This window comes from Paenibacillus sp. FSL R7-0345, assembly GCF_038595055.1.
Classification (GTDB): Bacteria; Bacillota; Bacilli; order Paenibacillales; family Paenibacillaceae; genus Paenibacillus_AQ.
Genome location: NZ_CP152002.1, coordinates 5305144 through 5324816 on the forward strand (window position 1 = coordinate 5305144; position 19673 = coordinate 5324816).

General features: G+C 57.4%; 12 protein-coding genes. All 12 read right to left on the reverse strand.

What is annotated here, in order from left to right; translation table 11 throughout:
• Positions 1-4: 4 nt before the first annotated feature.
• Positions 5-1186, reverse strand: a complete 1182-nt coding sequence (gene yqfD, locus NST84_RS22995) for a sporulation protein YqfD (protein WP_342562447.1) — start codon at positions 1184-1186, stop codon at positions 5-7.
• Positions 1183-1476 carry a sporulation protein YqfC gene (gene yqfC / locus NST84_RS23000; RefSeq protein ID WP_277471149.1) on the reverse strand — a complete coding sequence of 98 codons (294 nt, stop codon included), beginning with the start codon at positions 1474-1476 and terminating at the stop codon, positions 1183-1185. Before yqfC ends, yqfD begins: the two co-directional genes overlap by 4 nt.
• A 227-nt stretch (positions 1477-1703) precedes the next feature.
• Positions 1704-2318 carry a hypothetical protein gene (locus tag NST84_RS23005; protein WP_342562448.1) on the reverse strand — a complete coding sequence of 205 codons (615 nt, stop codon included), beginning with the start codon at positions 2316-2318 and terminating at the stop codon, positions 1704-1706.
• Between the two features lie 16 nt (positions 2319-2334).
• Complete coding sequence (gene floA, locus NST84_RS23010) at positions 2335-3336, reverse strand: flotillin-like protein FloA (RefSeq protein WP_342562449.1); 1002 nt, start codon at positions 3334-3336, stop codon at positions 2335-2337.
• Between the two features lie 63 nt (positions 3337-3399).
• Positions 3400-4797: a nodulation protein NfeD gene (locus NST84_RS23015; RefSeq protein WP_342566501.1), complete on the reverse strand. Its 1398-nt coding sequence runs from the start codon at positions 4795-4797 to the stop codon at positions 3400-3402.
• A gap of 173 nt (positions 4798-4970) precedes the next feature.
• Positions 4971-5414 carry a GatB/YqeY domain-containing protein gene (locus NST84_RS23020; RefSeq protein ID WP_039876079.1) on the reverse strand — a complete coding sequence of 148 codons (444 nt, stop codon included), beginning with the start codon at positions 5412-5414 and terminating at the stop codon, positions 4971-4973.
• Positions 5415-5429: 15 nt separating this feature from the next.
• The gene (rpsU, locus tag NST84_RS23025; protein WP_005547957.1) at positions 5430-5603 is read right to left on the reverse strand and encodes a 30S ribosomal protein S21; all 174 of its coding nucleotides are present in this window, start codon (positions 5601-5603) and stop codon (positions 5430-5432) included.
• Between the two features lie 138 nt (positions 5604-5741).
• Entirely contained in the window at positions 5742-6101 is a 360-nt protein-coding gene (locus NST84_RS23030) for a histidine triad nucleotide-binding protein (RefSeq protein WP_068729315.1), read from the reverse strand.
• Between the two features lie 1101 nt (positions 6102-7202).
• A complete protein-coding gene (locus NST84_RS23035) occupies positions 7203-10619 on the reverse strand; it encodes an AAA family ATPase (RefSeq protein WP_342562450.1) in 3417 nt (1138 codons plus the stop codon).
• 1 nt (position 10620) lies between these two features.
• A complete protein-coding gene (locus tag NST84_RS23040; protein ID WP_342562451.1) occupies positions 10621-11805 on the reverse strand; it encodes an exonuclease SbcCD subunit D in 1185 nt (394 codons plus the stop codon).
• Between the two features lie 68 nt (positions 11806-11873).
• Positions 11874-15959, reverse strand: a complete 4086-nt coding sequence (gene addA / locus NST84_RS23045) for a helicase-exonuclease AddAB subunit AddA (protein ID WP_342562452.1) — start codon at positions 15957-15959, stop codon at positions 11874-11876.
• Positions 15956-19477 (reverse strand): helicase-exonuclease AddAB subunit AddB, encoded by a 3522-nt coding sequence (addB, locus tag NST84_RS23050; protein WP_342562453.1) that lies wholly within the window; start codon positions 19475-19477, stop codon positions 15956-15958. Before addB ends, addA begins: the two co-directional genes overlap by 4 nt.
• Positions 19478-19673 lie beyond the last annotated feature (196 nt).

A 19673-nucleotide genomic window follows, 5' to 3' on the forward strand; every position in this document is an offset into this window, starting at 1 on the left:
CTCCTCAGTTGTTTACTATTGGAAGTTCTTCCGCGATTCTCTCTTCCACCTCAAAGAGCACTTTCATATAAACTTTACCATTCTCTTTCTTCTCATGCAAAATTTTTTGACTTTTAATGGTGCTGTCCGTGCCGTAACGGGCTAAAATATCGCTTTTCGCACGGGCAATCCCTTCCGTTCTAGCCTCTTCCGCCGACTTGACCGAAGATGAATACTGGACCTCCAGCTCCTTCTCTGTCATCACACCCAGCGGAAGCTGCAGCGAACGCCAGGACAGCATATTATTCTCTGTGAGTGTGCGCGATTTGCTGAAGCCCGCTTTGCCGTATCCCCACAGCTGGACAGCCCAGTCCCCCAGCACAAGGTACGTCCGGTCTTTACGCTCACCGGTATAGGAGCTGCCTGTCGTCTTCAGCGGAACCTCAATATTGTATTCATGCCAGACGAGACCCTTTACCTCGCCCTTGGCTACTACGTATTCTATGTTTTCTTCATCGCCCAGAGCGCCGGAAATGAGAATCTGCCCTTTTTTGACCCGGGAATTGATGCCGACCACCGGCCTGCCCTGCTCGGCGTAAATGCCGGTAATTACCGCGTCGGCCCTGCTGACCAGATGGCGCTGGCTCAGCAGCGGCCGCTGCTCCGGCTGGTCCGCCTCAACGACCTGGATCGTGATGCTCGTCCCAGTCCGCTCCACCCCGACCCAGGACAGCCCCGGCACGCGGGAGGTGAGCCTTTTGGAGAGCTTGTCCGGCTCGTCCATGCGCCAGATCCACTGAAACGGATAAATCCCCTCCTGACGGGCGGCGGCCAGCAGATCATCCGAGGCGATCCGTTCGTTGCCTTCGATCCGGACAGTCCAGATCATGGAGCAAAACAGCAGAAGCATCACTCCGAACAACAGGATACCGGCCGAAAAAAGCTTGCGCCTCCACAGTCTGGCCAGCCGGAAGGGCAGGCCGCTTCTGGCTGTGACGTGCATACGGCAGCCTGTCTTTTTCAAAAACGGCCGGAGACTGAAAAAGTCGTCCAGCAGCAGGTTCAGGGTAGCGCCGTCCCCTGCAGGCTTCACCTCCCAGATCACGATGCCGGCTTCGGTAACGGCGTTAATAAAGTTTTCCACCGCAGGACCCGTCACACGCAGTGTAACGAACCCCCGCAGTGATGACAGAGGCGGCTCTTTCATGGTTTCTCCTCGCTTCCCTTGTATCTGATTTCCCCGATAATACCTTCAACAGCCAGCTCCTGGCCGAGAATATTGCGGATCATTAGCTCCTGCCCGGAGATTTCAAGCGAACCATTAGCTAACGCGATCGTAAGCTGTCCGGACGAAAAATGCAGCACACCGCGGTGGTTCTCAATATACAGCTCCTTGTTGCCGATCAGGGTGATCCGGGGCAGCTCCTGCAGCACATCCTGCGGAAGATCCAGTACCCCGTTTGTCCATCCCCGCAGCCTGCGGCCAATACGGGTCATATGTAGACTTCTCCCCCTTCCTGCCTTCTGTACACCTTATGCGGCGCTGCAGCTTTTTATGAGAAATACTCACACGGGGCCAGAGAAATAAGGGTTAGGCGGACCACAGAGCCTGGAGCCAACGCAAAAAAGCCTTCAGACCCTTTAAAAAAGGGTCCAAAGGCTTGCTTTAATTATTGTACTTACACCCGGCTGGACGTTGCAGTATCCGCAGTACAACCAACTTGCTATCTTCTGGTTGAGTGCGGCCGCCGGGAACGCGGCGGACCGAGAATCTCTGCCCAAATCAGCCCGTTACGCAGCGCCTGCCGGCTGTCTGTGGCTCCTCCCGGAAGAGAGAGTCCAGCCTCACCCCGCTCAGACGCCGCTGGAGTCCCGTCTGAGCTCTTATCCATTCCATAGGTTGCCATCCCGTCGTAGGCGGCCTGCAGGCGCCTCAGCTCCCGCTCCATCCGTTCTGTGCGGATCTGGACGCTATCCTCCTGGTCCGCCGACTGCTCATAGGACATCCCTTCGCCCGTCTCATAGTCAGGAGTCGGAGTCTGCGGGGACTCCTGCCAGGCAGGAGCCAGCTCATGCTCATGCTCCTCATAGGATGAGCTGTCCCGTGACAGCTCACTACCTGCCGGCGCCGGAAAACCGCTGCCGGAGGCGGCAGGGCGCACTTCACGGCCGTCAGGCTCGGATGGCCGGACTCTGCGCGGCAGCGGATCATCTCCTCCGCCGCCAAAGGTCGGCATGCCGCCGCGCGCATTAGGTTTCTTCTTATTCTTGGCCGCTTTATTCACATTGGTAAAAATCGCGACCAGAATAATTACGGCAATATAAATCAGACTGCCCATGGGATCTCACATCCCCTTATTTATTGGTCGGACGGTTCGGATCGTCCCCGTCGTTCACTTTACCGAGTGAACCGCGCATCTGCGTGTCAGCCTCGATATTTTTAAGATTCATGTAGTCCATGACACCAAGCTGCCCGGACCGTAATGCCTCAGCCATAGCCAGCGGTACCTGGGATTCGGATTCGACTACGAGTGCCTTCATTTCGACCACCTTCGCCTTCATCTCCTGCTCATGGGCAACCGCCATCGCTCTGCGCTCCTCGGCTTTCGCCTGGGCAATGCGTTTGTCGGCTTCAGCCTGCTCTGTCTGCAGGTATGCACCGATATTTTTGCCGACATCCACATCCGCAATATCGATCGAGAGAATTTCAAAGGCCGTACCGGAATCCAGACCTTTGGACAGCACGGTTCTGGAGATAGAATCCGGATTTTCCAGAACGTCTTTATGCGAATTACTCGAACCTACAGTAGTAACAATACCCTCGCCGACACGGGCAATAATCGTTTCTTCACCCGCACCGCCGACCAGGCGGTCAATATTGGCACGGACCGTTACACGCGCTTTTACCTTCACTTCAATCCCGTTCCGGGCAACCGCAGCAACAATCGGCGTTTCAATGACACGCGGGTTAACGCTCATCTGCACTGCCAGCAGCACGTCACGACCGGCAAGGTCAATGGCTGCGGCACGCGTAAATTCAAGCGGAATGTCGGCCCGCTGCGCCGCAATCAGTGCATTAACAACCCGGTCAACGTTACCGCCGGCAAGATAATGGCTTTCCAGCTGGTTGATGTTAAGGCCCAGTCCGGCTTTTGTAGCCTTGATCAGCGGATTAACAATCCGGCTTGGCGTTACCCGGCGCAGTCTCATTGCCACCAGCGTAATAATGCTGATCCGCACACCGGATGCCAAAGCGGAAATCCACAGCATAACCGGGAAGAAGCTGAAGAACACACTCAATACAATGATCACGACAACCGCAATCAGCAAAATAGGAATCAATGACGCTTCACCCATACCTGTTCCCAACCTCCGTTACTTTTTTTTGTGAAAATTCAATCAAATCCATTCGGAAACCAGCTACTCTGCTGCTTCCTTTACCACCACACGGCCGCCTTCCACCTTCACCACGGCGATAGGCCGGTCAGGATTAATAAAGCTGCCTTCCGTAACCACATCCACCCGTTCTCCGTCAATCATCGCCGTTCCCGCCGGACGAAGCGGAGTAATACTCATTCCCGCTGCACCAACGAGGCTCAGCTTTTCCAGAGCAGGGACAAAGCCCGCTTCTTTGGTCAGGCTCTCCTGGAGAATGAACCGGTTCCAGATGCCGCGCTCTTTAAAAATAACCACAACAACCGCAATGACAACCACCGCTGCGGCAAAAGCAATCCCGAGATTAAGCAGGGCATGGGTGTAGCTGAAGGCTGCCCGTACAACGCCTGCAATCAGACAGGCCGAACCAAGCAGCCCCAGTATTCCAAAGCTTGGCACAAAGAGCTCCAGCACCAGCATGACCAGCCCAAGAATGAACAGCAGCCACGTCTCTGCCCCGGCGAAGCCGGCTACATAATTGCCGAAGAAATACAAGGCAAAGGCAATCGTTCCAATAATCCCCGGAGCACCGAAGCCTGGTACAAGCAGTTCAATGACAATCCCGGCAATCCCGATAAACAGCAGAATCGTCATGACAACCGGATTAGTGAGAAAATGCGACATTTTCTCAGCTCCAGTCTGCTTTACGTGAAAGATGTCGTCAGTAGAGTAACCCAGCCAGGAAATTCCTTCCTCCGGTGTAGCCGCCAAATGCTCGGCATATCCCGCTTTCAGCGCCTGGTCACTGGTCAGGGCAATAATCTGTCCTGCAGCCTTGTTCACGCCAAGCTCAGGCTTGTTCACGACCAGGTTTACATCCATCATACCTGCCGCAATGTCAGGATCACGGCCGTTCAGCAGAGCTGCCCCCACCATCTTGGATTTCCAGTATGAATTGATTTTGGCGTCATCAACATGATTTCCCTTCACATCCACAAGAGATGCTGCGCCGATCATGCTTCCGGGCTTCATAATAATGGTATCTGCGTTCAGCGCTATGTAACTGCCTGCTGACGCAGCATCGCCCTTGATAAAAGCAGTGACCGGGATACTGCTGTCTCTGACCAGCGTTCCGATCTGCTCAGCCGAATTCACCAGCCCTCCCGGTGTATCAATCTCCAGCACAATTAGCACCGCTCCATAATTGGCCGCCTCGGCGAAGCCGCGCTCCAAAAAGCTCTGCAGTCCGCGTTCAATCTCCTGATCAACCGGAATGATAAACACCGGACCGCTTTTGACTTCACCGTTTGTCCGGGCCGTTGACCCTGAGGATGCCGTTGCGCCGGCCAGAACCGGTATGCAGAGCATCAACAGCAGGATAACGGAAGTAAAGGAAACAAGCATTTTCCGGAATCTGCTCAAGTTATAACCTCCCTTCTTCATGATAACCCATTTCATACTCCCTAGTACGCCTTTATCCGGCAATTCGTTTCAAAACATTACCCCCGCTGGCATCTTCCTTCTCAGTGAAAAGGGGACAAACAGTAAGCAGAAGCTTAACATTTGTCCCCTGATAACGAAAAACACCCCTTATAAAAAGGGGTGTCAGCGCTATATTATTGCAGAAATTGCAGAACCGCCTGGTTCACAAGTTTACCATCGGCGCGACCTTTGACCTTAGGCATCAGTGCGCTCATGACCTTACCCATATCACTTTTCGAAGAAGCACCGGTTTCCTGGATGGTCTGCTGTACAATTACTTTAATTTCTTCTTCGGAAAGCTGCGCAGGAAGATACTTAATGATAATCTCGATTTCTGCCTTAGTATTCGCGGCAAGCTCTTCACGACCCGCTGATTCAAATTCTTGGAGGGCATCTTTGCGCTGTTTGATTTCACGACTAAGGATATCAAGCACTTCGTTGTCGTCTAATGTTCTCTTTAATTCTATTTCAGAATAATTTATCGTAGAACGAACCATTCGAATGGTGGAGAGTGTGAACTTGTCCTTACTCTTCATCGCTTGCTTCATATCTTCGTTCAATCGTTCGCTAAGATTCATGACTCGGTAATCCTCCTAAAACTTTCTCTTACGAGCAGCCTCAGACTTCTTCTTGCGCTTAACGCTTGGCTTCTCATAATGCTTGCGTTTCTTCACCTCAGCCAAGACACCATCTTTAGCGATGGAACGTTTAAAGCGACGAAGTGCAGCATCAATTGTCTCGTTTTTACGAACTTTCGTTTCAGACACCAGTTTTCCCTCCCTCCGACCAGACCGTCCAAGAGCATAACACGGTTCATCAAATTTCATTATAGGTCATACTGAAATATGGTGTCAACCTTCGTGTTATTCTTTTTTCTGGCAGGCACTCTGAATTTGGATAATACGCTAAGCGTGTGAATCTGAAATGCCCACGAGAGCACCCAGCTTGGCGCCGCCGATCAGATGATAATGCAGGTGTGGAACGGCTTGTCCGCTGTCCGGCCCGCAGTTGTTGATCAGCCGGTATCCTGTTTCGGCAACCCCAAGCTCTACGGCGATCTGCTGGGCCACCGCGTGAATCTCGGCGATCAGCGGCAGATCTTCAGCCGTCACATCGTTCATCGAGGCGATGAACTTTTTGGGAATAATCAGCACGTGCACCGGTGCCGCAGGCTGGATATCATGGAACGCCAGAATCCGCTCATTTTCAAACACCTTTTTTGAAGGAATCGTACCCTCAATAATTTTGCTAAAAACGGTTTCCATACCACACTTCCTCCTGAACATTTTGTGGAGCGAAAGTACTGAACTGATGTTGTAAAGCGTAAATGCTGGTGCTGACCTGATTTGTGAAGCATCACTGTTTAGGTGCTCTTCACAGCAGTGCTTGCTGCCTGGACAGGTGCTTGATTCCCAAGAATCTCCTGCCTGCCCTATCGACCGCCCGGCCTTCCCGCCATTGGTTTTTTATGTGTCTAATCATACAGGATTTTTGCGCAATACGAAAGTCGGAACGGAGAATGCATATGTTGGAGTGAACGCTGGCATAGGGTGCAGGACGGGGGATGCGTGATGGGGATATTCAGTACAACTGATTGTATATGACGCAGGGTGTGAGCTGGATATGAGGCAGCATACGGTGCGTGACAGGGATGCTGGGCATATCTGACTGTATGGCAGGGGCTGTAAGCCGGGAATAGGGCATGTGCTACTGGTGATTAATGGTATGGATATCAGCAGGTGCAGAAGGAAAAGCGGGGTTCTGATGTTCCGCCGGTGTACACATCCGGGCCCGCATAATAAATTATCGTATCTGTATTATAGTACAGTACAACGGTTAGGCACCATGAAACTGTATCAGTAACAGCTGAAGCGGTTCAGTGAATGGGTTCGTGTTAATACAGCCATTCCCACAGGACCATTGTGCCTATACTCTCTTTGCGGAGATACCCGTCAACATTTCATACCATTTTCACCACTATTAACGATCCTTTAGAAAAACGGAGTTATACAGTCTATTTGCCCTGCCTGCTACCAGCCATTTAACCCGTTTTTGTTGTATCAAATACAGCTATTTTGAGCACACACTGATTTTAGATGGCTTTAGCTGCTCAAAATGCAATTATCTCAGTATGGTCAATGACCAGAGCAATCCTCAACCCGGGTTCATAAAACCAGATACATAAAAATAAACAAAAAAAAGAAACACCCTATCAGCTGAAAGGCTGACTCGGCGGCGAACGTATGAAAAGGAGTGCATCCCGGTCATACGTCCGCCGAGGTGTTTCTAAAAGATGTCGGCTTAGCTGTATTATAACAGGGGCATGATGGTGTCTCTGTGACTGACATCACATCAAGCCCCAAGTTTCACATTTTTTCCAAAAGAATGTGCGATCCCCCGCCGCCCTGCTCGGCAGGAACGACAATCAGCTTGCGCGGCAGCCTGGCCCGGAGCTCGGGAACATGGCTGATAATACCGACGGACAGCTGGTCATTGTGCAGCTTTTCCAATGAAGTGATTACGGTATCCAGCAATTCTGTATCCAGAGTACCGAACCCTTCATCAAGGAAAAAGAACTGCAGCGGATACTGGCCGCGCAGCTGGATCTGTGCTGACAGGGCGAGCGCCAGAGACAAGGAGGTCAGGAACGTTTCACCGCCGGACAAGGTAGAAACGGGGCGGCGGACGCCGCCGTTGCCGTCATCGCGGATCACAAAGCCGCCGCCGGAGTCGACCTCAAGCGCATAACGCTGCTTGGACAGAAACCGCAGCCGCTGCGACGCGGCCTGGCAGACCTGCATCAGCTGCTCTTCGGCGATATACTCGACGAAGGCATTGCCGCGCAGCACAGTCTGCAGCTTGGACAGCTGGTCCTGAAGTACGGCATGACCGGCCCGCTGCTCCTCCAGCTCCATCCAGCGGACATGACGCTGCTGGAGATCCTCCAGATCGCGCTCTGCACGGGCCCGGCTCCGGAGCGATTCCTCGTCGTCCTCCTTGCATCGCTTGAGCCCGGCCTGGCTTGCCTGCCAATCCTCGTCACTGAGTACTTCCCCCTGCAGCTTATCAGCGATGCTCCGCAGCTGCAGGTTCATTTCAGCCTCCTCCTCACGGTGACTCCGCACACGGAGAACTGCTGCTGTCCGTTCTTCCGGCGGCAGCGCTGCAGCTTCAATTTCGGCCGCCGAAGCAAACGGCGAAGACTCCAGGCTCTCTTCCCAGCGCGCAGCAGCATCGCTGTAATGCTCGCGCGCAGATTCAGCAGCCTGACGGGCAATCGCTGCTTCCTTCAGCTCATGCTGTGCCTTATCGGCGGCCTGGCGGTGATTTAGCCTGCTGCTCTCAAGCGCAGACTGCAGACTCCGCAGCTGCCGCTCGCATTCAGCAAGCAGCTCAGCGGCAGCCCGTCCGCCGGTCCACTGCTGCAGGCGCTGCGATTTCTCGCGCTCCAGCGCTTCCTTACCTTCCAGCTGGGCATGCAGCTGGGCCAGCTCCTTGTCCAGACCGGTAATTTCCTCCTGCAGTGCCTGGACAGAAGCAGTTTTGTCCTCCAGGAATTTTACGCTGATCTCCAGCCGTCCCCTGATCTCCTCCGCCTGCTCGTCCTTCAGCTGAATGGCACGGTAGGCAGACTCCGCCTCATGTACCGCCAGCTCCGGGAACCGTCTTGTCCATTCCCCGCGCAGGCCCGCTAACTGGCCTGCAAGCTCCTCGGCTTTGGCGGCCAGCCCCTGCAGCCAGGCTGTCTCTGCTTCGACGGCAGCCGCCTCCTTATGGCACAGCTGCTGCTGCTCCTGCATGGACTGCTGCCAACGAGCCGCAGTGCTGCGCAGCGCTGCAGAACGGGATTTACCTGAGGCCATTCTGGCATCCAGCTCTGCAAGCAGGCCGGCATCAGGCACGTCCGTCTGCGTCTGCCCGGCCAGAGCAACAGCAGCAACGGCCTGCTCCAGACCCGCAGCAGCCGTGTTGTCCGTCACGCCGGCGCCGTATGCCTGCTCGAGCCACGCTCCATCCTGTTCCAGCAGGCTGCGGAACAGGTGGCGTGTATCGAGCGCCTGTCTGGCCAGCTGGCGCACCTGCTGGAGCCGGCCGGCCGGTTCCTCCTCCGCGCCGCCGTCCAGGACGGACGCAGGCGCGGGGTGATGCTCGCTGCCGCAGACCGGGCACGGCAGCCCGTCACGGAGTTCGCCGGCGAGCGCCAGCGAGAGCCGGTGAACCTCCCGCTCTTTGAGCGCGGTCTCCAGCGCGCTGCCGTGCTGCTCCAGGCGCACGGCAGCTTCCCCTGCGGCGGCTTCCGCAGCCCGCAGGTCCTCCAGGTGCAGCGCGGCCGAGGCGACCAGCCCGCTGCGCTGCGCAGCCAGCTCCTGCCGCCGGCCCTCGGCTGCGGCAAGGCGCGCCTCCGCCGCGGCGAGCACCGCCGCGCGGCCCTGGCGCTCGCGCTCAGCCGAGTCCCGCTGGGTCTCGGCCGAGCGCAGCCCCTGCAGTCTCTGCATCGCATCCTGCAGAGACTGCCGTTCCTGGGAGCGGACTGCCAGCTGCAGCAGGCTCTGCTGCAGCTCCTGCTGCTTCTTTTGGCCACGGGCCAAAAGCTCCCGCTCCCGGGCCATCTTCTCCTGCGCTGCGCCCAGCGCGCCGGAGAGCGTCCCGCTGCGCTCCAGCACAGCGGCGCGCTCCTGCCGCAGCCCGGAGAGCTCGGCTTCGAGCTCCAGCGCGCGGCGGTAGGTGTCTGCGCCTTCGCGCAGCGCAGGCTCCTCCGCCAGCAACGCAGCCTGCGCCGCAGCCTCAGCTGCGGCAAGCCCAGCCGCTTCCCGCTCAGCGGAAGCGGCCGTCACCTCGTGGCCCTCCGCGCGGGCCAGCCGGCTCTTCCAGGCGGCTTCTGCGCTGCGCCAGGCGGTCAGCACAGGCAGCCGCTGCTCGGCTTCGTCAGCCTGGCCGAGCTTCTGCTCCAGAAGGAGGATACCCTCCTCCTGGGCAAGCAGCTCCTGCCGCTTGGCCTCGCGGCGGGTACGCTCCTCCTGCAGCTCGCGGATCTTCGCGAAGCGGTCGGAGCGCTGCTGAGCTTCCTCCAGCAGCTTACGACACTCCTCCGCGCGAAGGACCGCTTCCTGCAGCCGGACTTCTGCCGCTTCAACATCCGCTTTGCCGGCGCTGCCAAGCCCTTGCTGCTCAGCCTCCAGCGCGCGCAGCGCAGCCTCGTTGTCCTTGACCCTGCGGCTGAGCTTCAGCGCCAGCTGGTCCCCGTACTGCTCCAGGTGGAACAGCCGCTGGAGCATCTGTCTGCGGTCGACACCCCGCAGCGACAGGAACTCGGCGAATTTGCCCTGCGGCAGCACAACCGCCCGGGTAAAGTCGTCCATCTTAAGCCCGATATGCTCCTCCACGCAGCGGGTAACATCGGCCAGCTTATCGGCCAGGACATGATCACCGTCCTCCGTAAGCTCAATAAAGCGGCTGATCGTGTTGCTGACCGACTGCTCGCCGGTACGTTTGAACTTCCGTTCCACCCTGAATCGGCGGGGTCCTGCCGAGGAAACAAGCTCAAAGGTGAAAGCGACGCTAAGCTGATCTTCGGAATGGTTCATGATGCCCTGCGTACCGTTCACTGCACGCTCCACCTTGCCGTACATCGCCAGCGTTATGGCATCCAGCAGGCTGGATTTGCCGCTGCCCGTCGGACCAAAAATCCCGAACAGCCCCGTCTCGGTCAGACTGGTAAAATCAATCTCCTGCTGCTCCCTATAGCTCTGCAGCCCGGACAGTTTTAATAGAATCGGCTTCACGTCAGCCCACCTCCCCTTCCTCCGGCTGGCGCCGGTCCTCATCTTCCGTCAGCTCCAGGAACAGCCGGATCAGTTCATCCTCCGGTTCCGCCCCGCCGGTCTGCCGCTGATAAAACTTGCGGAACAGCTCCTGGACCGGCATGCGCGAACGGGCAGTCTGTTCAAGTTCAAGCTCCATCTGCGGATATACCGGACGGATATGAATAATTCCTTCCCGTGCCTTGCGCAGACGCTGAATATCATTCAGCGACATCGCTTCCGTCAGCCGCAGCTCCAGATCGATAAAAGCATTAGCATCACGCCCCTCGTCGAGCCAGCTGTATACCTCCTGCAGCCCTCCGGCAGATTTCCAGTTAACCAGCGGACAGCCGCAGCTGAGGTAAATCTCCTCAAACACCGGCTCGCCTCCGGGGGCAACATCCACCATCGTTACCGACTTGGCCTGACCCGCTTCAGAAAAGCTGTAGGCCAGCGGCGATCCGCTGTAACGGATCATCCCGTCGCCTTTAACACGCTGGGCGCGGTGCAGGTGCCCGAGCGCTGTATACTGTGCGCCGCAGGACAAGGCAGACGGATCTACCGTATAAGCGCCGCCAACCTGAATCGGACGCTCCGAATCACTCTCCACACCGCCCAGCACATAGATGTGGCTCATGGCCAGATTTACCGTCTGCGGCGTAAACTCCCGGCCCAGCAGCTTCATCAGCCTGCCTACTCTGGCGCTGTATGCGAGCCGCAGCTCGTCTTCCCCGCTCTCACCGGCAAGCAGCTCGCCCAGACGGGCTTCCGAGGGATACGGGAGGGCAGCGATTTTGGCGATTTCACCTGTCCGCACTGCATGCACCGTTACCGGCTCCGAAGTCGGCATACCGACCAGTGTGATTCCCTGTCTGCGCACCAGCGGGGAGACGGAGGCCACGCGTTCCGGCTGGTCATGGTTACCCGAGATGACCACAAGCGGCCTGCCGCCCGCAGTCAGTCTAGCTGCCGCATCATAGAACAGCTGCTCTGCCGCCGCCGGAGGATTGACCGAATCATAGACATCCCCCGCCATCAAAATAAGATCCGCCTGCCCGGCGTCGGCAATTTCCACCAGCTCGTCAATGAACTGCTCCTGCTCCTTCTGCCGGCTCCGGCCTTCCAGCGTACGGCCCAAGTGCCAGTCGCCTGTATGCAATATGCGCATTTCCGCCCTCTTTTCCCCGCACAAACGCGGTATTTCATTGATCTGATATGTCAGTTCATTTAATAGACTTACAGACTCACAGCATGCCCGCCGTCAAAAAAGTACAGCCAGATCTCGCTGACCTGCTCGCCTGTAATATCCTGCAGCGCTTTGCTGTACAGCTCAAGCTGGAAACGGTATTTCTCTCTTAGCCCGTCCAGCCCGCCTGTATGCTCCAGAACGGCATCTGTTTTGTAATCGACCAGGATCAGCCGCCCATTCTCGCGGAACAGACAGTCGATCACCCCCTGGATCAGCACGGCTTCTGCAAGTGCACTCCCGCCTGTCACCGGAGTTTCTGCAGCAGCCTGATTATAGTAATCAAGCCCCTCGTAAGCCTCAACAGCCGGAACCATATAACTGAACGGCTGCTCCCTGCGCTTCCACTCGGCGTCAAGCAGTCTGCCGCCCAGCTCACTTCTAAAAAAAGCTTCCACCTCATCCAGTTCAACCGCTTCAGCCTGCTCACTGCTCAAAATGGCAACTCTGGCAAGGCGCGCCAGCGTCGCTTCCAGCACGGCACGGTCAACCGGACCATCCAGCGGAATGTGCTGCATTACCGTATGGTAGGCGGTACCGCGTTCCGCACCCGTGAGGCCGCGCTTCTCCATAAATTTGGGACGGCGCAGATGAAGACTGTCCGCACGCGAAGCTTGTGCTGTGCCCGGCCGGTCCTTCCGTCCGCCGGCTTCAGCCCGTTCCTCCAGCAGATCAAAGGAGGGCTGGTCCTGCAGCGACAGCATCGACTTCAGCTCCGTAACCGAAGTCTTCGCCGGAATAGCGGAGGCTGCGGCCAGCGGATATTGCCATTCGAGTCTGGCGGCAATCTCCCCCGCCGATGCTGTGGAGTAGGCGGTTACCGCCTTGCCTTTGCGCAGCGCTTCGAGCACCTGCCGTTTCTCTTCATTTTTGGCTGCATCGTCTTCCGCGGCAACATGTGTACTTGAGCTTAACGCGGCTGCATTCTGCACAGAGATGCTCCAGTTGGAGCTGTCGCCGTGCAGCACTGTTGATCCCGTTCCCTCTATACCCGCCAGCTTGCGCAGAATGGCTGCGGCGGGATGGCGGATCAGCGCCGGGCCGACCCAATCCAGATAGCTGCGGCCCCTGGCCAGCAGATGATCGGCAAGCAGCAGCTCCTCACGGCTCTGCGTTCCTGCCCACGCCGTTACGGTGCGCGATACATCCCGCAGCGTGCCGACGAGAATCATTTTGTCGCGCGGCCGGGTCAAGGCTACATAAAGCACACGCATCTCCTCAGCCAGCAGCTCCAGCCGGGACCGCCGGTTGATTGCAAGATACGGAAGGGTCGGGTAGCTGACCCGTGTCTCCCGCTCCACAAACCGCGGGCCGAAGCCCAGTTCCTTATGCATCAGGAACGGGGAGTGCAGATCCTGGCGGTTGAATTGCTTCGCCATCCCGGCGATAAAGACAACCGGGAATTCCAGTCCTTTGGACTTGTGGATTGTCATAATGTTTACTCCGCCGGTTTCTTCACCGGTTCCTGCGGCAACCCCGAGGTCCCCCCCGTTTTCACGGAGACGGTTGATAAAGACGAGAAAGCGGAACAGGCCGCGGGCCGTGGTATCATTTTCAAACTGGACTGCCCGATCATACAAGGCTTTGAGATTGTTCTGGCGCTGGAATCCGCCCGGCAGACCCCCGACCCATTCCAGATATCCGCTCTCCCCGTAAATACGCCAGATCAGCGTGCTCAGGCTGCCCTGGCGTGCGGCATCTCTCCAGCCCTCAAGCAGATCAAGGAAATGCTCCAGCTTCTCACGCAGCCGCGGCTGGATTGCAGAATCCGAGCCGAAGTCTGCAGAACCGGAATGTTCCAGCGCTGCCGCACTCTCTGCCTGGGCCAGAGCAGCATCAGTCCCGGTTCCGGCAGTTTGCTCTCCAGCTGCCGCTGTGAGAGCGTCATAAAAAGTACCGTTGCTGCACAGACGGACAGCAGCCAGCTCCTCCTCGGTCAAGCCGACAACCGGCGAGCGGAGCACTCCGGCCAGCGGAATGTCCTGGCTTGGGTTATCTGTAATCTGCAGCAGGGAGAGGGCAATTTCCACTTCGGTAGCCTGAAAATAACCTTTGTTCTGATCTCCGAAGGCCGGAATGCCCTCCAGACGCAGCTCTTCAATCATCAGCGGTGTCCAGATCCGGGCTGAGCGCAGCAGAATAACGATGTCCCCGTATACGACCGGACGCATCAGCTTCTGTGATTTATCATAAATCAGCAGCGGTGCGCCGCCGGTCATCCCGGTCATCTGCGAGATGCGCCGGGCGATGGCCCGTGCTTCCAGCTGCGCCGTTTCGCTCTCAATGGCCTCATTCTCCTGGACCGGGAGCTCGCCGTCTTCCCCGGATTCTTCTACCCCTCTTCCGGAGGAAGCTCCCTTGTCGATCAGCAGCAGCTCAGGGGCAAAATAAGGTACCGGCCCCTTCTCGGCCGCTCCGGGAAAGTTCGCTCCATAGACCAGCTCTGCCCGTTCATCATAACTGATCTCCGCAACCGTCTTGTCCATAATCTGCCGGAAAACCATATTAACGGCGTTGACGACTTCCATCCGGCTGCGGAAATTGCGGGCCAAGTCAATAACCATGCCGCTTCCGGGGGCTTCTTCTCCCGCTCCAGCAGCAGCCTCATCTCCCGCTTCCGTTGCACCTGCGGAGCTGAAGCTGTTGTATTTGTCCAGGAACAACCCCGGCTCGGCGAGCCGGAACCGGTAAATGCTCTGCTTCATGTCGCCAACCATGAACCGGTTGCCCGGCGACTCGCGTGCGATCAGCCGGACAATCTCCTCCTGCACACTGTTTGTATCCTGATATTCATCGAGCAGCACCTCATCGAACTGCCCACGGTATTCCACCGCAGCATCCGAAGGAAGTGAATGGCCCGGCTGTGAATCAGGATGACGCAGAATCTGCAGGCAGTAATGCTCCAGATCACTGAAGTCGACCAGTCCCCGGCCGGCCTTCTCCTGGCGGTAACGCTCACCGAAGGCGATAACCGTCTCAGCCAGCTCATGCATCAGCGGAGCCGCCTCATGCAGCTCAGCCAGAAAAGCATCTGCAGGACGCCCGAACAGTGATTTCTGCAGCTCAAGCAGGCTCTTCTTCACGTTATCACGCAGTTCCTTGACCATTTCCTGCAGCCCTGGATCGGTAGAATCCTTCCGGCAGGCCTTCAGCTTGCCGAAATAGATTTCCACAAACACATCATACAGCTCAGCCCAGAGCCGCGAGGCCAGAGCCTCCTGCATTCCTTGCACCATGGCCAGATCCTCGGCCAGATTATCCGCATACGGGGCAGGCCCGCCCGGCTGCAGGGCAATTTCCCTGGCCTGCAGCAGCTGGCTGGCAGCTCCGTCCAGCGTCAGCTTCGCTTCAGCCAGAATGCTCTGCACCCAGGGGGTCTCTCCCAGACTCTCCGTGTCCGGCAGGGCAAAATCAGCCGCAGTATCCCGCAGCCACTGATCGGGCCACGGATGACTGCGCGAAAAGTCATGCAGCCGCTGTATTAGCGCATGCACTGCATCATCGCTGCGTTCTCCGCTGAACCAGTCTGCCAGCTGCACAAATACAGGGTCTTCCTCTTCCTCATTCATTTCCCCGTATTTTTCCTCCAGGAGCTCTTCCAGCAGCTCCTGGCGCATCATTTCCGCTTCATGCTCATTCAGAATCCGGAAGCCCGGATCGATCGGGATGATCTGATAATATCTGCGGATGACTTCCAGGCAAAAGGAATGCAGCGTTGTAATGGAAGCTCTGCCCAGCAGGGCGAGCTGGCGGCGCAGATGATCCGCCTCAGGGCTCTGCCCGCCTGCGGCGCCTTCCGTCTCCTCCAGCTTCTGTTCCAGCGCCTCACGGATCCGCTGGCGCATTTCCGAGGCAGCTGCTTTCGTGAATGTGGCGACGAGCAGCCGGTCCACGCTGAAGCCGGTTTCCGCCCGGCTGATTTTGCGGATAATCCGCTCTACCAGTACCGCCGTTTTACCTGAGCCTGCCGCAGCCGCAACCAGTATATCGTCGCCGCTCTCGGCAATTGCCCGCCACTGGTCGTCACTCCAAAAGCTGCCTTCCGGCTTCGGTTCTATTTCCGCTCTGATCCTCACGGCTTCTCTCCTCCTTTATTCGACAGCAGCTCCCAGACGGCATCCTTGCCCGGTTTGCCCAGATTGTTATAGCCGTTACCTTCTACCGCCTCATCGAACTGGCAGACCGGCCGGAATGAACAGAAGGTACAAGCTGTCTCCTGCTGAATCCGGTAAGGCTGGATGGCCACATCCCCTTCGGTAATCCGCGTCCCGATCTCTGTAATATTGCTGCGTACAGAGGATAGCAGCTGTCCCCACTGCTCAGGCGTAGCCACGGATGCGCTGCTGTAGAAGCTTCCGTCACTTTTAAGCGCCACCGGTACAATGGAGGAATACCCCTTGTCGAGGGTCGTATCCATCAGCGAGACCACCTCACGGTCGGCAGTCAGCAGCCCCTTCATTTTGAAGCGCTTGAGCAGCTCCTGTGCCGCCTGTTCCCGGTTAAGGCCGTTCGGTGACGTAAGCAAGGGATCATGTACGTGAAAATATAACGTTCCGGCCGGAAGCGCCGCCCGGCCCAGCCACTGCTCCGAATAGGTAAGCAGCACATCGAGATAGGTCAACATCTGCAGCGACAAGCCGTAATACACCTCATGCAGCCTCAGATCCTTCTGGCTCGATTTGTAGTCGATCACCCGCAGCAGCACGCCCTGCTCGCTTTCCGCCTTATCAACCCGGTCAATCCGCCCGACCACCTCCATCACACAGCCGTTAGGCAGGGTGATTCTCAGCGGCGGCAGATCTTTGCCCGGTCCAAAATCCAGCTCCAGCCCCGCGGGCTCAAAGCTGCCCCGTCGGGCATGCTCGCCTAGAATAATCGAGGCGCGCCCGACAATATTCTTGAGCTTGCGGGAAATATATCCGTACCGTTTGGTACTCATGAGGATTTCTCCCTGCAGCAGCGGGGCAAGCTTGTCTACCGTTGCTCCGGCTTCCTTCCGGCATTCTTCGGCCGACAGGCTACCCCAGTCCTTGCCCTGTTTCTGCAGGTTTTTAGCCATGTCGCTAAGTGCCGCATGGAACAGCTGGCCGATATCCGGTGCCTGGAGCTTATAAAGCTGGCGCTCCTTGAGCCTCAGGCCGTACGAGGCAAAATGGGAAAACGAGCAGGCCACAAATTTCTCCATCCGCGAGACGCTGCCCCGCAGCGTTGAACCGCCGTACAGCCGCAGGCTGGTCTCACGCCGCAGCGGAATCCCGCTGTTGCGGTAGAACAGCGATCCGAGCAGACGCTCCAGCGGCAGCCGCCGTTCCCGGCCCCCGCTGATGTACCAGTTGTAGGCATCCCACCATATACCGGGTATGTCAACGCCCTGTTTCCATTGACGCAGCTGCATAATCAGCATGCGCAGCGTCTGTTCAGGCTGGCCGATGAAGCCGAGATGCCGTGCTTCCCCTTCGGTATCGTCCGGCTGGATTGTTGAAGGGAATCCGGACGTGATCTGTTCGGTCAAACCCTCAGGGAACATAACATGCAGCTGACGGATAATCTCGGAAGGCAAAAGTGCCTTGCCTTCATCATCCGCAGTCGCATAGCTGATCCACAGTCTGCAGCTGGCTGTCGTCAGCGCATTATAGACAAGGAAACGCTCGTCCAGCAGCTTGCGCGCCGCTCCCGGCGCAAGCTCCATGCCGGCATTCTCCAGCACCAGCCGCTCGCCCTCGGAAAGGATTCCGTCCTCCTTGAACTGTGCCGGTACAACTCCTTCATTGAAGCCGAGCAGAAACGCGTATTTCACGCCGGTTGTCCGGGTCCGGTCCATCGTTCCGACCAGCACCTGATCGAGAGACGGCGGTACAAGTCCCATTCTAAGTTCAGTAAGGCCGGTTTCCAGCACTCCGGCGAACAGCTCAAATTCCAGCCGTTCTCCGCCCATCATTTCAGCAATCTGGTCCAGCAGGTCAAGCACCGCATCCCACAGCTGGCTGTGTTCACGGGCAGCCGCCGGCTCACCCTGTTCAAGGGCTGCCCTACTACGCCGCTCCAGCTTGCGCGCGATATCCGTTTCCTGCAGCAGCTGATAAACGGCCGTACACAGCTCAAGACCGGTACGGCTCCGCTTGACCCGTGTCTCAAAGGCGTAGAGAGGCCCGGTGATTGCTTCACGGCAGGCTTCCATTTTTGCCAGCAGCGCCTCATCCACAACTCTGTCCCCTTCGAGCGACAGACTAGGTATCCCCTTCCACGGCTTACCGTTCGTCCAGCGGTAGCCCTGAATGCCGCAAGCCAGCACATAGTTCTCAAGCTGATCCATATCCTCACGGGTCAGGCTGCCGTCCAGCGGCAGCAGCAGGTCGGTCTTCACACAGCGGAACACGTCCTCGTAGCGCCAGCGCCGGCGCACAGTATCCAGCGCAGAGCGGATAAATTCCGCCAGCGGATGATGCAGCTCACTTGCCTTCCGGTCAAGGAAAAAGGGAATGCCGTAATCTTCGAATAACGGGGCAACCAGGGACTCATAGTCGCTGATATTCCGCACAAATACAGCCATTTCGCCATATCTGGCCCCTTCTTCGCGGGCCAGGCGTAGCATTTCCCGCAATGCGCCTTCTACTTCCGTTCTACGGGAGGAAGCTGCCGTTACTGACAGTTCCCTGCCAACCCGGCCGGCTTCGCCGTTCCACTTCCACCGGCGACCATAGCTCCGTTCCAGATGAGCAAGGGCCGGGCTGTCCGCAAAACGCGGCAGTACAGGAGGAGCAAGCAGCTCGTCCCAGACCTCAAGCCCCGCCTCCTCCGCCATCCCGCGCAGCTTGATATACGTAACGGCTGGGGGATGAAACAGCTCAAGCTCATGCGGCTGCAGTCCAGGCGGATAAATCTTGTCCAGGCTCAGTGCCACCGTCACCCTGGAGGCATGCAGCATAATCTCGCGCAGCACCATAAATTCCTGGGGAGTAAAGCCATGGAAGCCGTCAACCCAGACTTCGGCGCCGCGGATATAAGAAGAATCGGGAATATGGGCGGCCAGCTCGGCCAGCCGGTCCTCTTCATCGATATATAATCCGGACATGGCCTGCTCCAGATCGCCGAATACAAGCTGCAGATCATCCAGCTTGCCGGCGAGAATCGGACTGCCCGGCGAAGAGTCCCGCATTCTGGACAGCTGCTCTTCCAGATCGTTTGTCCCGAGGCAGCAGCGCTTCAGCTCGGTATGCAGGCTGCTCAGCCGCTCAACAAAGCCGGGCCGGTCGCCGGATGCGCCGAACAGCTTCAGCTCGTCCTTGCGGCGGCTGATAATTTTGTAGAGCAGCATTTTTTTGCCTTCCTCGCTGATCGGCAGACCTGCGCTGCCTCCTGTTTCCTGCTTAACCCGGTAAGCCAGCCGGGAGAAGCTGAGCGTCTGGGCCCTGATGCTGCCCTTCGCTTTCCCCGTACTCAGCAGCCCCCGTTCCGCACTGAACGAGCCCTGCTCCGGCACTAACACAATCAGCGGTGCGCCGAGCGGCTCCGCTTCCAGCCGTGAGGAGACTTCCTCACATATTTTCGTAGTTTTGCCGCTGCCCGAGCGGCCGAGCAAAAAGCGTACCGTCATTGCAGTAGACCCCTTCCGTGGCGCAGATAGAGTGCTTAAGTCCCGGCACCCTTGTTACATTCGTTCCAACATTATAGCATATTTGCTACTCTCGTAACAGAACGTACGTTTGCCATTGTTTTCAAATCTCAATATTTACCTGTACAGAACGAATAGAAGACAGCCGCAATGCCTGCGGCTGTGGTCTTGTTTTGCA